The 16,487-nt window shown below is 53.6% G+C and carries 14 protein-coding genes; all 14 read left to right on the plus strand.

Features of this window, described 5'->3' with window-relative positions; translation table 11 throughout:
* Window positions 1-189: transposase (locus tag IX84_RS16415; RefSeq protein ID WP_044223269.1), on the plus strand; the 189-nt coding region annotated here is incomplete at its 5' end.
* Window positions 190-654: 465 nt separating this feature from the next.
* Complete coding sequence (mraZ, locus tag IX84_RS16420) at window positions 655-1,128, plus strand: division/cell wall cluster transcriptional repressor MraZ (RefSeq protein ID WP_072013665.1); 474 nt, start codon at window positions 655-657, stop codon at window positions 1,126-1,128.
* Window positions 1,125-2,024, plus strand: coding sequence for a 16S rRNA (cytosine(1402)-N(4))-methyltransferase RsmH (gene rsmH, locus IX84_RS16425; protein WP_044223271.1), 900 nt, complete (start codon window positions 1,125-1,127; stop codon window positions 2,022-2,024). The genes mraZ and rsmH overlap by 4 nt, the downstream gene beginning before the upstream one ends.
* An 11-nt stretch (window positions 2,025-2,035) precedes the next feature.
* A complete protein-coding gene (locus IX84_RS16430) occupies window positions 2,036-2,383 on the plus strand; it encodes an FtsL-like putative cell division protein (protein ID WP_063978278.1) in 348 nt (115 codons plus the stop codon).
* A complete protein-coding gene (locus tag IX84_RS16435; protein WP_044223276.1) occupies window positions 2,373-4,526 on the plus strand; it encodes a penicillin-binding protein in 2,154 nt (717 codons plus the stop codon). The genes IX84_RS16430 and IX84_RS16435 overlap by 11 nt, the downstream gene beginning before the upstream one ends.
* 66 nt (window positions 4,527-4,592) lie before the next feature.
* Window positions 4,593-6,059 carry a UDP-N-acetylmuramoyl-L-alanyl-D-glutamate--2,6-diaminopimelate ligase gene (locus tag IX84_RS16440; RefSeq protein WP_044223278.1) on the plus strand — a complete coding sequence of 489 codons (1,467 nt, stop codon included), beginning with the start codon at window positions 4,593-4,595 and terminating at the stop codon, window positions 6,057-6,059.
* Between the two features lie 74 nt (window positions 6,060-6,133).
* On the plus strand, window positions 6,134-7,402 hold the full coding sequence (gene mraY / locus IX84_RS16445; RefSeq protein ID WP_044223280.1) for a phospho-N-acetylmuramoyl-pentapeptide-transferase: 1,269 nt from the start codon (window positions 6,134-6,136) through the stop codon (window positions 7,400-7,402).
* A gap of 91 nt (window positions 7,403-7,493) precedes the next feature.
* A complete protein-coding gene (gene murD / locus IX84_RS16450) occupies window positions 7,494-8,798 on the plus strand; it encodes a UDP-N-acetylmuramoyl-L-alanine--D-glutamate ligase (protein WP_044223283.1) in 1,305 nt (434 codons plus the stop codon).
* Between the two features lie 10 nt (window positions 8,799-8,808).
* On the plus strand, window positions 8,809-9,951 hold the full coding sequence (locus tag IX84_RS16455; protein ID WP_044223285.1) for an FtsW/RodA/SpoVE family cell cycle protein: 1,143 nt from the start codon (window positions 8,809-8,811) through the stop codon (window positions 9,949-9,951).
* Window positions 9,952-10,081: 130 nt separating this feature from the next.
* Window positions 10,082-11,233: an undecaprenyldiphospho-muramoylpentapeptide beta-N-acetylglucosaminyltransferase gene (gene murG, locus IX84_RS16460; protein ID WP_238578295.1), complete on the plus strand. Its 1,152-nt coding sequence runs from the start codon at window positions 10,082-10,084 to the stop codon at window positions 11,231-11,233.
* A gap of 3 nt (window positions 11,234-11,236) precedes the next feature.
* Complete coding sequence (gene murC / locus IX84_RS16465) at window positions 11,237-12,592, plus strand: UDP-N-acetylmuramate--L-alanine ligase (protein WP_044223287.1); 1,356 nt, start codon at window positions 11,237-11,239, stop codon at window positions 12,590-12,592.
* Between the two features lie 28 nt (window positions 12,593-12,620).
* Window positions 12,621-13,394 (plus strand): cell division protein FtsQ/DivIB, encoded by a 774-nt coding sequence (locus IX84_RS16470; protein ID WP_044223290.1) that lies wholly within the window; start codon window positions 12,621-12,623, stop codon window positions 13,392-13,394.
* Between the two features lie 34 nt (window positions 13,395-13,428).
* On the plus strand, window positions 13,429-14,745 hold the full coding sequence (gene ftsA, locus IX84_RS16475) for a cell division protein FtsA (protein WP_044223813.1): 1,317 nt from the start codon (window positions 13,429-13,431) through the stop codon (window positions 14,743-14,745).
* A gap of 167 nt (window positions 14,746-14,912) precedes the next feature.
* Window positions 14,913-16,367, plus strand: coding sequence for a cell division protein FtsZ (gene ftsZ, locus IX84_RS16480; protein WP_044223291.1), 1,455 nt, complete (start codon window positions 14,913-14,915; stop codon window positions 16,365-16,367).
* The last annotated feature ends 120 nt before the right edge of the window (window positions 16,368-16,487 follow it).

Here is a 16,487-nt window from a genome sequence, read left to right on the forward strand (position 1 = left end):
CTGGAAGAGATGTGGCTGATCCGAAAAACGGCTCATGCCAAAGCCTGGGCCTGGTCGGTACAGTCTATCCGGCTATATCTGCTAAAAGTAGCTGCCCAGGTTCATGAAACGGTTCGCAGGATACACATTCGTTTTTCGCGAGCCTTTTCCCAACAGAACCTGTTCCGAGAAGTGATGATGCAGTGTTAGTGGCTCGCCAGCCAGGTGTCAACAAGGAGGGGGTTTTTTCTACAGGGGGCAAGCCCTGGAGGGAAGGCTATGCCCTTGGCTCATCATTTTCGGCTTTTTTCCGGCAAAATGAGAAAAAATTCTTGGCGAAGGAAAATTTAATTCTATTCCAACCGGGAGCCAAGGAGTAGTTTTGATAAAATCAGCGCGGCATGGAGTTAAAATTTAATTTCAACTCCATGCCGTGAATAATCCGGGCAAAGTGGGAATTTGAGTTTAGGTTTCCCACGCTTTCCCACATTGATTCAATATAGTTTTTCGGTCTTTGTCATCAAAAAGCATGGAGAAGTGCCATTTTTTTGATGATACCGGTCTGTAAGCACATTGTTTTTTTGGATGTGAGGAACTTTTTAGGCAGAAAAGGTGGTAAAAAGTGGTAAAAAGTGTCAGAAAGTAATACATTTGAAGAAATGACTAGGTGAAGAAGTGAATTTCGAACAGCTATTAGGCGAATACGAGTGCAAGATAGATGCCAAAGGGCGCATGCGGATGCCGAGCGGGCTGATTGCTCAACTCGGCGAAGGCGAAGCACTTTCTTTCGTCATCAACCGGGGCTTTGAACAATGCCTCATGCTGTACCCGGAACCGGTCTGGGAGCGGATCACCAACGAGATCAATCAGTTGAATCTCTACAATAAAAAGAACCGCAACTTCGTCCGTTACTTCTACCGAGGCGCACAGAAAGTCTCTATGGACAGTGCGGACCGCATCCTGGTCTCCAAGCGCCTGTTGGAATACGCGGGCATTGACAAAGAAGTGGTCCTGTCGGCTTATAACGACAGAATTGAAATATGGGCAGCCGATCAGTACGAGGCGCTGCTGGATGAAGAACCGGAGGATTTCTCCGATCTCGCAGAAGACGTACTGGGCAAGGCAAACGGCAAAGCACCTGAGCTATGAGTTACCACCTCCCAGTAATGGCGCAACCTTGCATCGACGGGCTGGTGACCAACCCTGATGGTGTCTACGTGGACGCTACTTTCGGCGGGGGCGGGCACTCCCGGCTTATTCTGGAGCACCTCGGTGCGCAGGGTAAGCTGGTAGGCTTCGATCAGGATGAAGATGCGTTGGCGAATGTGCCGGAAGATGAGCGGTTCATTTTCGTGCAGCACAACTTCCGCTTTCTGAAGCGCTTCCTGAAGTTGCACCGCATTCGTGAGGTGGACGGCATCATGGCGGACCTGGGGGTTTCTTCCCATCAGCTGGATGTGCCGGAGCGTGGCTTTTCATTCCGTTTTGACGCACCGCTGGATATGCGGATGAATCAACAGCAGGAAGAGACCGCTGCGACTTTATTGCAGCGCCTGACGGCCGAGGAGCTTCAGGATATCCTGAGCCGTTTCGGGGAAGTGCGCAACGCCAAAACGCTGGCAGAGCAACTGGTGGCGGAACAACGGGTCAAACCAATTCAAACGATTGGTGAATTCCTGGCGGTCGTCGATCCACTTGTGCGCGGCAACCGGGCGCGGTATCTGGCACAGGTATTTCAGGCACTGCGCATTGCTGTGAATGATGAAATGGGCGCACTGGAGGATTTCCTGAATCAGTGCCTCGAAGTGCTGAAACCCGGCGGCCGCTTAGTGGTGCTTTCTTACCACTCTCTGGAAGACCGCATGGTCAAGCATTTCCTGAAGACCGGGAATGTGGAGGGTGTACAGGAAAAGGATTTTTATGGCAATATTGACCGGCCATTCAAAGTGCTGACCAAAAAAGCCGAGCTGCCCACAGAAGAAGAAATTGAGCGCAATTCCCGCGCCCGCAGCGCTAAGCTGAGGGTAGGGGAGCGCAAAGCATAAATGAAAACCAAATGGCAAAGAGACAAAGCCCAATCGCAGGTCTGTTCGACATGGGGGTCTGGAGCAAAAAGCTGCTGCAGGACCAACTGTTCTACATCCTGTTCCTGGGGTTTCTGACCTTTGTCTACATCGCCAATTCTCACCTTGCGGAGCGGAATGTACGGGAGATTCAAACCCTACAGAAGGACCTCAAGGAAATGCGCTGGTACTACATGTCTCTGCAATCAGAGAACATGTACAATGCCAAGCGTTCGGAAGTGGCTAAACGGGTGAAAGACAATGGTCTGCGCCCGCATGCATCAAAGCTGAACCGAATACAGGTACGACAGGAATCTTATCAGTTAGGAGATGGATATTAAGAACGAAGTCCTTTACCGGGTCTACTTTCTCCTGTTCGGCATCGTCGTTCCGGTAGCGTTGATATTGATCTATCGTACCGTTGATTTGGCCGTCTTAAATGGCGACAAATGGCGCAAAGCCGGGGAGGATAATTATATGGATTACCGGACGATTGAAGCCGACCGGGGCAATATCTTTGCTGAAGATGGCAGCCTCCTGGCAACGTCTATTCCGTACTTCAATATCCGCTTTGACCCTCTGGCTGCTACGGACGAGGCCTTTGAAGAAAATCTGGATACCCTGGCACACTGCCTGGCTTACTACGTCCTGGAAGATGTGACGGTGGGGGGGGCGAGGGAATATCTGTTGGAGTTGCGTGGTGGTACTGACCGCTACGTATTATTAAAAAAGCAAGTCTCCTACGCGGAGAAAAAGTTCATTGAATCGTTTCCATTATTTCGACTAGGCCGCAATGGTGGCGGCTTCATTGCCGTGAAACGCAGTGAGCGCAAACGGCCCTTTGGCATCCTGGCACAGCGTACCGTTGGGTATGTCCGTGACGGAGCCAAGCCAATAGGGCTTGAGGGTTACTATGACGAAGTACTGGGCGGGGAGCCCGGTCAGCAGTTGATGGTCTGCGTAGATCGCCGGAAAGACCTTTGGATGCCGGTGGATGACCTTAGTGCGATAGAGCCTCAAAGTGGCAATGACATCGTTACCACCATCGACCTTGACATTCAGGACATCGCCGAGCGGGCCCTGAACCGTGCGGTGAATGCCCACGATGCAGAATGGGGCACCGCCATAGTGCTCGAAGTTGAAACGGGCGCTGTCCGGGCCATCGCCAACCTTGGCCGAACCGATCAGGGCTGGTGGGAGACCTACAACTTCGCCGTTGGAACAGCAGGTGAGCCAGGGTCTACCTTCAAGGCAGCATCTGTATTGGCACTGCTTGAAGATGAGTACCTGACCCTCGATGACTCCATTCGCATCTATAATGGTAAGGCGGAGTTCTACGAAGAGACGATGGAGGACGCCTCACCCTACAGCTACCGTATGGATACCATCAAGCTGCGGGAGGCATTCGAAATCTCTTCTAACGTGGGAATTGCTAAAACCATTGAGCAGTTCTACGGAGAAAAGAATGACGGTAATGACGATGAGGGCGCTGCCCGCTTCGTCCGGCGCCTCAAGCAGTTCAACTTGCATCAGCCTGTTGGACTGGAAATAGAAGGGGAAGCCAATCCTTATATCAAGGAAGCCTATAGCGAAGAAGACTACTGGAGCGGCACAACGTTGCCCTGGATGTCGATCGGCTATGAACTGGAACTGACCCCTCTGCAACTGCTGACCTTTTATAACGCTGTGGCAAACGGGGGCAAAATGATGAAGCCCTATCTGGTCTCCGCCATACAGCGGATGGGCAAAATGGAAGAGCAGTTTTACCCAACGGTAATTAACCGCCGCATCGCTTCTCCAAAAGCCATTAACCAACTGCAGGAGTTGCTGCGGGCGGTGGTGGAAAGCGAACGGGGTACGGCTCATGACTTGTATACCGATAAGTACAGCTTTGCCGGGAAGACCGGTACAGCTCAGGTCAACTATAAAAAAGGGTCCAGAGGGACAAGTATCGGGGGGCATCAGGCTTCTTTTGTCGGGTATTTCCCGGCGGAAGCTCCAAAGTATTCCTGCATCGTGGTCATCAATAAGCCACGCCGCGGCGGGTTCTACGGTGGTGATGTAGCCGGGCCGGTCTTCCGGGAAATCGCAGACAACATCTACCGGGTGAAACCGGCGCTGCACCCGGTACTCAATGCTCAGGCACCGCCAGCTTACCTGGAAAATACGCTGCCGGGTATGAGTATTGGAGCACAGGACGACTACCGGTCGCTATTGGCTTACCTGGATATGGAGGTGCACGGGGAGCCCGAAACCCAAATGGCAGTACTGCGCCCCCGTTCAGATAGTTTGATGATGGAAACCCGGACGATGGCAGAAGAAACAGTGCCAAATGTAGTCGGGCTGGGATTGCGGGATGCCCTGCATGTGCTGGAAAACCGCGGGCTGAAAGTCTCGGTGGAAGGCGTAGGTAAAGTGGCCCGGCAGTCTATCATCCCTGGCACAAGAATCCGCGGGCAGCAGATAAAGCTTTACTTGCGGTAGCAGGATAAAACAAAACGAAACCAACACCGGAGTACGAAAAGCTCTGAATAAAAACTAGGATGTAGCATGTCTGCAACACTCGAAACCCTCCTGGAACCTGTAAAGGTCCTGGCTGCCAACGGGCCGCTGGGGCAAGAGGTTGGAAGCTTGCAGTTTGATTCCCGGAAAGTAAAGCGTGGTGATGTGTTCATTGCCATCCGGGGCACACAGGTCGATGGGCACGATTATATCGCCTCGGCCGTGGAAAAGGGAGCTACCGCAATCATTGCAGAAACGCTGCCCGAAACCCTGCCAGATCATTTGGCAAGTGTGCAGGTAGCCGATAGCGCAAAGGCGCTCGGCGAGATGGCCAGTCTTTTTTACGGTGAGCCATCGAAACAATTGAAATTGGTAGGGGTGACCGGCACCAACGGCAAAACGACCACCGTAACCCTGCTTCATGAGTTATTCCTGAAGCTGGGCTACAAGGCGGGGCTGCTGTCTACGGTGCGCAATAAGATTGGTGAAACCCCGCTGCCGGCAACGCATACCACGCCCGATGCCCTGTCCGTACAGGCATTGCTGCGGGAAATGGTGGATGCCGGTTGCGACTATGCCTTCATGGAAGTCAGTTCCCACGCAGCGCATCAGCGGCGTATTGCGGGGCTTGACTTTGACGGGGCAGTATTCACCAATATTACGCACGATCACCTCGATTACCATAAAACGTTTAAGGCCTACATCGAGGCCAAAAAAATGTTCTTTGACATGTTGCCTGACACCGCCTTTGCCCTGGTCAACGTTGATGACCGCCGGGGGGAGGTGATGTTACAAAATACTTTAGCCAAACGCTATACCTATAGCCTTCGGTCTATGGCCAACTTCCGGGCAAAGCTCCTGGATAATTCGGTCACTGGCCTGCAGTTGCTGATGGATGAGCAGGAAGTATTCAGCCGCCTGATTGGCGATTTCAATGCCTACAACCTGCTCGCTGTTTACAGTGTAGCCGTGCTGCTGGGGCAGGACCGGATGGAAACCCTTACGGCGCTGAGTGAACTTGGCGCAGTGGACGGGCGCTTTGAAACCATCGTTACGCCCGGCAAAAGCTACATCGGCATCGTCGATTACGCTCATACGCCGGACGCGCTGGAGAAAGTGCTGCAGACCATTGATCAGCTCCGGCAGCGGGACAGCCGGGTCATTACGGTGGTAGGCTGTGGTGGCGACCGGGATAAAACCAAACGCCCGGTCATGGCCAAAACGGCCTGTGCGCTGAGCGATCAGGTGATCCTGACCTCAGACAACCCCCGTAGCGAAGACCCGGAAGCGATACTGGAAGAGATGTGGAAAGGGGTGCCAAAGGACGCAACCCGTAAGGTGCTGACGATTGTCAACCGGCGGGAGGCTATCCGGACGGCTGCCGCACTGGCACAAGGAACCGATATCGTACTGATTGCCGGCAAAGGGCATGAGAAGTATCAGGAAATTAACGGAGAACGGCTGCCCTTTGATGACAAAGCAGAATTAGAGGGAGCGCTACAGGATAAATCTTAGCAGAAGGCCGGAGCTGCGCCCTAAATGATTATTTTAGCGGCGTTTCTTCAACCACCCAATAACTGATCAACACTATGCTCATTCAACTCGTCGACTGGCTCGGCAATTCCATGGGAGACTTTTCAGGTGCAGGCTTGTTCCGGTACATCACGTTCCGGGCGGGCGCGGCTGCAGTTTTATCCCTGATCATCTCTATGGTTTTTGGTGGCCGCATTATCAACTACCTGCGCTATCTGCAAGTAGGGGAGACGGTGCGCGACCTGGGGCTGGCTGGTCAGCTGAGTAAGCAAGGTACGCCGACGATGGGGGGCATTATCATCATCATGGCCATTCTGATTCCCTGTCTGCTGCTGGCTGACCTGAGTAATGTATACGTTGTGCTCATGATTGTCAGTACGGTTTGGATGGCTACAATCGGGTTTATCGATGACTACATTAAGGTGTTCCGCAAAAACAAGGAAGGCCTGCGTGGTACTTTCAAAGTGCTGGGGCAGGTTGGCCTGGGGTTGTTGATTGCCCTGACGATGATCCTGAGTGAAGACATCGTAGTCCGCCTGGAAGTAGACGAAGCAGCCGAGTTGGGCTATACCGAAATGGTGGGAGATACCATCCACGTCCCTGCAGACCTGGCCTACGTTGGGCCTGCGGAAAAGGGCGATTACAAAGCCAACCTGACCAATGTCCCGTTCCTTAAAGGTAATCGCCTGGATTATGCCTGGCTGATGCCGATTCAGGAGCCTTCTGCTTCGCGCTGGGTGTGGTTGTTGTTTGTGCCTTTGGTCATTTTCGTAGTCACTGCCGTTTCCAACGCTGCCAACCTCACGGACGGGCTGGACGGGCTGGCGACGGGTGTTTCCGGTATCATTGGTGCTGCACTCGGCATCTTTGCCTACGTTTCGGGCAATGCCATCGCCGCCAACTACCTGAACATCCTGCACCTGCCGGGCACCGGAGAACTGGTGATTTTTGCGGCCTGCTTTGTGGGGGCGACCCTGGGCTTTTTGTGGTACAACTCCTTTCCCGCTCAGATTTTCATGGGCGATACCGGGAGTTTGACCCTGGGCGGTATCATCGCTGCTATGGCCATCATCCTCCGTAAAGAGCTGCTGATCCCCCTGCTGTGCGGTATTTTTCTGGTGGAAAACCTATCGGTAGTGCTGCAGGTCAGCTATTTTAAATACACCAAGCGCAAATACGGCGAAGGCCGGCGCATATTCCTGATGTCCCCCCTGCATCACCACTATCAGAAAAAAGGCATGCCGGAAGTGAAAATCGTCACCCGTTTCTGGATCATCGGTATCCTACTGGCGGTATTGACGATCATCACGCTGAAAATCCGGTAGTCACCAACACATTACACAAATAAACAAATATGCACCAGAATCACCTTAGCTGTGGTTCTGGTTTCGGTATATGACCGGAAAACGCTGAAACATGAAAAACATCGTCATACTCGGAGCCGGCGAAAGTGGCGTAGGCGCTGCCCTGCTGGCTCAACAAAACAGGCATCATGTCTTTGTCTCCGACCGCGGGGGCATTGCAGAAAAATACAAGCGTGAGCTGGAAAGCCACGGCATTGCATACGAAGAAGGGCAACACACCCGGGACCGTATCCTGCAGGCCGATGAGGTGATCAAAAGCCCGGGCATTCCCGATCACGTACCCTTGATAAAAGAACTGGTAGGCAAAGGCATACCGGTTATTGCTGAAATTGAATACGCAGCCCGCTACCAACAATCAAAAGTGATGGGAATTACGGGCAGCAACGGAAAAACCACCACCACCCGCCTGGCTTTCCACCTGCTGCAAACCGCAGGGTTTGATGTGGAAATGGGCGGTAATGTCGGCAAAAGCTTTGCCCGCTGCCTCACGGAGGCCCACCGGGCGTACTACGTGCTGGAGCTGAGCAGCTTTCAACTGGATGGTATCGTGGACTTCCGGCCGGATATTGGGATGATCCTTAATATCTCGCCGGACCACCTCGACCGCTATGATTACAAAATGGAAAACTATATCCGGTCTAAATTCCGGATTACCATGAATCAGCGGCCGGACGATGTCTTCCTGTATCAGGCAGAGAATGAGCATATCGCTGCTTTTCTGCCAGAGCACGACATTCAGGCGGAAGCGCTGCCGTTGCTGCGGGCGGCCCTCACGGAAAACAGCTTTACAGCTGGCGGTCATCATTTTGACCTTCGGCCAACTAAGCTTCGGGGAGAGCACAACGCATTCAACGCATTGTTTGCCACTACGGCAGCACTACGTTGGGGCGCAGCGCCGGAGGCTATACAGCGAGGGCTGGAAACTTTCACTCCGGTACCGCACCGTATGGAGGTGGTGGGCACTTATCAGGGTGTGGAGTATATCAATGACAGCAAAGCCACGAATGTGGATGCGGTGTACTACGCACTCGATGCCATGCCAAAGGGCGTGGTTTGGATTGCCGGCGGGCAAGACAAAGGCAACGATTACGAGCCCCTGCTGCCGCTCGTCCGGGAAAAAGTCCGGGCTATGGTGGCGCTGGGCATTGACAATACGAAACTGAAAGCCACTTTCGGGAACCTGGTAGACACCTTTGTGGAAGCCCGGTCGGCAGAAGAGGCGGTCGAACAGGCCGCAGGGCTGGCAAAAAACGGAGAAAAAGTCCTCCTTTCGCCAGCGTGCGCCAGCTTCGATTTATTTAAAAATTACGAACAACGGGGCGAGCTGTTTAAGGCAGCCGTCCGGCAATTAAAATAAACAGACAAGCATGTCGCTAGCAACGAGAATATATGCAGAACTTCAGGGAGATCGCGCCATTTGGGCGGTGATAGCCCTGTTGGCGATGTTCTCGGTCATGGCGGTGTACAGCTCAACGGGCACATTGGCTTACCGGGAGATGGGCGGCAATACAGAGTCCTTCCTCGTCAAGCACTTTCTAATCGTAGTGGGCGGATTGTTCCTGACGTACCTGGCACACCTGATGCACTACATGAAGTATTCCCGTTCAGCGCCCGTGCTTTTGCTGATTTCGGTCCCACTGCTGATTTACACTATCGCCTTTGGAGCCGATATCAACGATGCCCGCCGTTGGATTGAAGTGCCCTTTGTCGGGGTGACTTTCCAAACGTCGGACTTTGCCAAGCTGGCGCTGATCATCTACCTGGCCCGTATGATCGGGTCAAAGCAGGATTACATCAAAGACTTTCAGTCGGCTTTTGTACCGATCATTGTGCCGGTACTCATCATCTGCGGGCTGATTGCGCCGGCGGACTTGTCGACAGCCATTCTGCTGTTTTTCACGAGCATCATGATGATGTTTGTAGGAAGGGTCGCGCTACAGTATATCGCGTTGCTGTTGCTGCTGGGCATTGTGGTTTTTGCGATGCTGGTACTGCTTGGTGAGTTTTTCCCTGAGGTCGTCCGTTCCGATACCTGGGTCAACCGGGTCCGGGAATATATGGACAACCCGGATGGCGGTTATCAGGTGCAGCAGGCAAAGATTGCTATGGCCAATGGCGAATGGCTGGGGCTGGGGCCGGGGAACAGTATTCAAAGGAATTACCTGCCGTCCCCGTATTCTGACTTCATCTACGCTATCATCGTGGAGGAGTACGGCATCTTTGGTGGGTTTGCCATCATCGGCCTGTATGTGGCCTTGTTCTTCCGGTCTACCCGTTTGGTGACCAAGAGCCCCAAAGCGTTTGGTGCCATGCTTGTGATCGGGCTGAGCATTAGTCTCGTGCTGCAGGCCTTCATCAATATCGCGGTTTCGGTCCACCTTGTACCTGTTACAGGGGTGACGCTGCCGATGGTGAGTATGGGCGGTACTTCGATCCTGTTCACTTGTATCTCCTTTGGGATGATCCTGAGTGTGAGTAAGTATATTGAGACGGTTGATGGGGGAGGGTAGGGTTTAGAGGTGAGGGGTTAGGGTTTAGGGGTGAGGGTTTAGGGGTTAGGAGTGAGTGGTGATTGAGAAAGAGCATTGAAAAAGCCGAGTCGAGTACGAAGGCTGAACATAGAGGAATAAATTATTGAAAGTGGCCATAGAAAAAGAAAAGCCGGGGGAAAGCTCCCCAACCTCAACGCCCAGGATCATCATATCCGGAGGCGGGACCGGTGGCCACATTTTCCCCGCTATTGCCATCGCTGATGCGGTGAAGGCCATAGCACCGGAAGCAGACATCCGGTTTGTCGGGGCGAAAGGAAAAATGGAGATGGAGAAAGTGCCCAAAGCGGGCTATCCCATCGAAGGGCTGTGGATCAGCGGATTCCAGCGGAAATTGACATTACGGAACCTGAGTTTCCCTTTTAAGCTCATCAGCAGTTTGTGGCGGTCGCGGCGGATCATCCGGCGTTTTCGGCCACAGGTGGCTGTGGGCGTGGGAGGGTACGCAAGCGGGCCTTTGTTGCAGGTCGCGAACAGCCGGGGCATTCCCACCCTGCTGCAGGAGCAAAATTCCTTCCCGGGCATTACCAACCGGTTACTGGGTGGGAAAGCCGACAGGATCTGCGTGGCTTACGAAGGCATGGAGCGGTTCTTCCCGGCAGAAAAGCTGCTGCTCACCGGCAATCCGGTCAGGGCACAGTTGCAGGATATCCGGGCGACCCGGGAGGAAGGCGCAAAGCACTTCGGGGTTGATCCGGCGAAGCCCATCCTGTTCGTTTTTGGCGGAAGCCTGGGGGCACGGTCGATCAACGAAGCGATGGCAGCGAATGCCGAAGCGCTGAAAGCCCGGCCCGATGTACAGGTGCTCTGGCAGGTAGGTAAGCTTTACGAAGCCACCTTCACCGCTTGCGAAACGGCACAGTTGCCCAACGTGAAAGCACAGGCTTTCATCGACGGCATGGATCTGGCCTACACGATGGCGGACGTTATCGTTGCCCGCTCCGGTGCCCTGACGATCTCAGAACTGCAATTTGCCGGGAAACCGGCGATTTTCATACCCTCCCCAAACGTGGCGGAGGACCACCAAAGCAAAAATGCACAGGCTTTAGTTCGTAAAGATGCTGCCCTGATGATTCCGGATGCAGCAGCCAAGGAGCGAATCCTGAAGGATGCCATTGCTTTGATTGATGATGAGGAAAGGCGCCTAACGCTGAGCGCCAACATCAAAAAACTGGCACAACCGGATGCAGCGGAGCAAATTGCCCGCGAAGTGATCCGGCTGGCCCAATCGGCAAAGCCATAACCGATGGACTTGAAAAGCATACAAACCGTGTACTTCATCGGAGTGGGAGGGATTGGCATGAGTGCCATCGCCCGCTACTTCAACGGCAGAGGTGCCAAAGTACTCGGCTACGATAAAACCTCAACCGAGCTGACCAGAACGCTGGCAGCAGAAGGCATTGACATACATTACGAAGAGGACGTCTCCCGGATACCGAAGGACGTTGACCTGGTGGTTTACACTCCGGCCGTGCCTGATACGCATGCGGAGTTGCAGTACTTCCGGCAGCAGGGCACGCCCATCAAAAAGCGGGCCGAAGTGCTGGGCATCATCAGCCGGGGTATGAAAGCGATTGCCATCGCGGGTACGCATGGCAAGACCACGACGACTACGCTGACGACCTACCTCCTGCGGGAGTGTGGGATCAGCTGCACGGCTTTTCTCGGCGGCATCGCCCTTGATTTCGAGACCAACTTTGTGGAAGGGCAGTCGGAATGGGTGGTCGTGGAAGCCGATGAATACGACCGGTCTTTCCTGCACCTGAGCCCCAATATTGCGGTCGTCCTTTCCATGGATGCGGACCACCTCGATATCTACGGCGACCGGGCGTCTTTACACGAGACCGGGTTCCGGGCTTTCGCCAAAAAACTGGAGCCGGGCGGCAAGCTGTATTTGCAGCATCGCTGGGCAGTAGAGATGGGGAATATACCTGGGCTGGAGCTTTTTGGAGTGGAAGGTGGCAGCTACCGCGCAGATCATATCCGCGTGGAAGACGGCTACTTTACCTTCGATTACCACAGCCCGGCGCACCGGCTTGAAGGACTCCAACTGAGCCTGCCCGGGCGGCACAACGTCGAAAATGCAGCGGCAGCTATTACGGTGGCTTTGCAGCTGGGCGGCAAAGGAGAAGATATCCGACGGGCCCTGCGCAGTTTCCGGGGCATCCGGCGGCGGTTTGAATTTTTGCACCGCAGCGAAGGTCAGGCCTACATCGATGATTATGCCCATCATCCGGAAGAACTGCGGGCCGCAATCGGAGCAGCAAAAGAGTTGTTCCCGGACCGCGAAGTGACCGGCATTTTTCAACCGCATCTGTTCTCGCGTACGCGGGACTTCGTGGATGGATTCGCCCGGGCGCTGGAACAGCTGGATGAAATCTGGCTGATGGATATTTACCCGGCCCGTGAAGCACCGGTTCCCGGTGTGGACAGTGCCTGGTTGTTTGACAAAATAAACCACCCCCGCAAGCATTTGGTGCATGCGGAGGAGGTACTTCAGCTGGTTCAGGAGCGGCAGCCCAAAGTGTTGCTTACCCTTGGTGCCGGTGATATTGATTTACTCAGAAACCCCTTGAAGGACTACTTCGGGGGAAAAGCATAAGGAAATGGCGATACCGCTACTACAAAATATGGACCCTAAAACACAGCGTATGCTTCGGCGCATCGGCTGGGTAGTCCTGTTTTTGGGCGTGCTGGTGATCTATATTTCGGCGGTGGAACAGAAAGGCGGCAGTGCGGTAAAGGATATTATTGTGAATATAGAACCGTTACCGGATGGGAACAGCCTGTTGGCAGATGCTGATGTAAGAGGCGCTATAGAACGGGCTTTTGACAAGCCACTGGAAGGGCAGTCACTGTCCGACATCGATATTGAGCGCCTGGAGCAGGTACTGGAGGCAGAGCCTTTTATTCTGGACGCGGAAGCCTATGTGACAGCCGGCAATCATATCGTCATTGACATCAACCCAAGGGAGCCGATACTGCGGGTGATCGACAATAACGGGTATAATTACTACCTGGACCGGGACGGCATACAAATGCCCCTCTCGGACCATTTCACCGCAAAAGTGCTGGTGGCAACTGGTAGTCTGCCCACGTACAATGAGACCTTCCTGGAGCGCAAACGCAACCGGCTGAAGGACGCCTTTTTACTGGCGCAGCTCATTTTGAGTGATCCGTTCCTGGCGCCTTTGTCAGAACAGATTTACTTCGACAGCCGGGGGAAGATCACCCTGGTACCGAAGATTGGCAGTGACCGTATTGAATTTGGAAGCTTTGAAGACGCCCGCAGTAAGCTGCGTCGGATCAAAATATTTTATAAGGAAGTGCTGCCCTACACCGGGTGGCGGACCTATGATGAGATTAGTGTTGCCTATGATGACCAGGTGGTCGGGCGTAAGTAATTTTGAAAACGAAAACTACAGTTAAATGATACCCATGAGTGAGACCAATGTAAACAAATCGGAAATCATTGTTGCGCTCGATATCGGGACAACAAAAATCTGTGCCATCGCGGGCCGCCGGGATGAGCATGGCAAAATTGAGGTACTGGGCTTTGGCAAAGTCGCCTCCGAGGGCGTACTGCGCGGCGTAGTGTCGAATATTGAAAAGACTGTTAAGGCCATTGCTGAAGCGGTGAACATGGCGCAGCGTACGGCAGGGCAGACCTTCAAGGTGGTGCACGTGGGGATCGCCGGGCAACACATCAAGAGCCTGCAGCACCGGGGTATCCTTACCCGTGACTCTGACCATACTGAAATCAGCCGCCGGGATATTGACCGGCTGATCAGCGATATGTTCAAGCTGGTACTGCCGCCCGGCGACAAAATTTTGCATGTTATTCCACAGGAATATACGGTGGATAATGAGCAGGGGATTACGGATCCAATTGGTATGTCCGGCATTCGTCTGGAAGCCAACTTCCACATTATTACCGGTCAGATTTCTGCTTCCAACAACATTCACCGCTGTGTAGAGCGCACCGGGCTGAAAGTGGCGAATATGACCCTTGAGCCTATCGCTTCTGCTTCTGCGGTGCTGAGTGAGGAAGAGAAGGAAGCCGGCGTGGCACTTGTAGACATCGGTGGCGGCACCACGGATATTACCATCTTCCAGGAAGGCATCATCCGGCATACTGCGGTAATTCCCTTTGGCGGCAATGTGATCACCAAAGACATCAAGGAAGGCTGCACCGTGATGAAGCCACAGGCAGAGAAACTGAAAGTGAAGTTTGGCTCCGCACTGGCGGAGGAAGTTTACGATAACCGGATTATCTCCATTCCCGGCCTGCGCGGTCAGGACCACAAGGAGATTTCCGAAAAGAACCTCGCGCGGATCATTCAGGCACGGGTGGAAGAAATCCTGGACTATGTGATTTGGGAAATCCGCCGTTCCGGCTTTGAGCGCAAGCTCATTGGCGGCATCGTGCTGACGGGTGGAGGCGCGTTGCTCAACCACATTGATAAGCTTTCCGAGTACCACACGGGCATGAGTACCCGGATTGGTACGCCGGTGGAGCACCTGGCGCACGGGTACCACGAGCACCTGAGCAGCCCGATTTACTCGACCGGTGTGGGCTTGCTGATTAAAGGGCTGGATGACCTGGAAGCAGGGCTCATCCCGGCGCAAGCCGAAGAACCCGCCGAAGAAGAAGAAGTTACGGTAGAGAAAGAACCGGCAGGCAGCAACTGGTACGATCAGCTTTTCAAACGCACGAAAGAGTGGTTTGAGGCCGAGCCGGATAATGAATTCTAAATCTGGCCCCATTAGCCAGCAAGCAAACCTTGTTCCGGAGCGGGAGGGACGCCCGGTACCGAAACGGGGTGCAACAAACAACAAACGAACGCTGATACTTCAATTAACCATGTTGGGTCCACGCAAAGCGCAGCAGGAAAGCCCAGCAAAATAAAAAACAAGCAGTTATGGTATTTGATTTGCCAAAAGATGAAAGCCCGATCATAAAAGTACTGGGCGTGGGCGGCGGCGGCAGCAACGCCGTGACGCACATGTTCCGGCAGGGCATCGTAGGGGTTGACTTTGCGATTTGCAATACCGATTCACAAGCTATGGAACTCAGCCCGGTGACGACCCGCATTCAGCTGGGGCCCAACCTGACCGAGGGCCGGGGTGCTGGTTCAAAGCCAAATATCGGCAAAATGGCCTGTGAAGAATCCATTGAAGCCGTTAAAGCTTATCTGGAGAATAACTGCCGCATGCTCTTTATCACAGCGGGCATGGGCGGTGGTACAGGTACGGGTGCAGCTCCCATCATTGCCAAAACAGCTAAGGAAATGGATATCCTTACCGTGGGTATCGTGACGCTGCCTTTCACTTTTGAGGGCCGTCGCCGTACCTCTCAGGGCTTCGAAGGGCTGGAAGAGCTGAAAAAGAATGTCGACACCCTGATTGTCATCTCGAATGATAAGCTGCGGCAAATCCATGGCAACCTGTCCATCTCTGATGCTTTCGCGGAAGCGGACGACATCCTGACCACGGCAGCCAAGGGCATCGCGGAGATCATCACCGTACCGGGCTACGTAAATGTGGACTTTGAGGACGTCAACACCGTTATGCGCGAAAGCGGTGTAGCCATTATGGGTACTGCCTCCGCTGAAGGGGAAGACCGGGCCAAACGGGCTGTGGATGACGCACTGCATTCTCCGCTGCTTGAGGATAACGACATTCGCGGTGCACAGCATATCCTGCTCAATATCACTTCCGGTACGAAGGAAGTTACCATGGACGAGATCTTTGAGATCACCGAATTCGTGCAGGAGGAAGCCGGTTACGGTACCGACCTGATCTGGGGTAACTGCTACGATGAAGAGCTGGGCGAGAAGATCAGCGTGACAGTTATCGCTACCGGTTTTGAGCACAACAAGCAGAAAAAGGCGAATAAAGTTGCGGATGACAAGGTGATCGTTGCGCTGGATGAGGATCAGCCCAAACCCGTTGAGGACCAGCCAAAAAAAAAGGGCCTGGCCGATATTGGGTATGAGCCTTCCGGCAATGGCCGGCACACGGTAGAGTTTGATGATGTGCGCGAAACTATTGCGAAATACCAAAGCCGTGGCCGGTACTCCTATGACGAGCCCTATGTGAACACAGAGGGCGGTGAGGCTTCAGATGAAGACCGGGATCAGTTTCTGGAAAGAGAGCGTAAGCGCCGCGAACGTCTGCGCAATAACCGCGTAAAGCTGAGCAACCCACAGGCTATCATCGAACTGGAGAACGAGCCGGCCTACCTGCGCCGGGGCGTGAATCTGGATAATGTGCCGGATTCCAGGGAAGAGTCACATTCCACCTGGAGCATCAACGATGATGATGAGCTGGAGGTCCGTGGTGGCAATTCCTTCCTTCACGATAATGTAGATTAGGCGGAAGCCTGATTTTCAAGATACTTTTGCTTTCGTAGGCGGCTTGACTCAAATGGGGTTAAGCCGCTTTTTTGTTGAAGGTTTTTGGTGAAAAACCTGAACAAAATACTTAATTCGGAG

Source organism: Phaeodactylibacter xiamenensis (genome assembly GCF_000759025.1).
Lineage (GTDB): Bacteria > Bacteroidota > Bacteroidia > Chitinophagales > Saprospiraceae > Phaeodactylibacter > Phaeodactylibacter xiamenensis.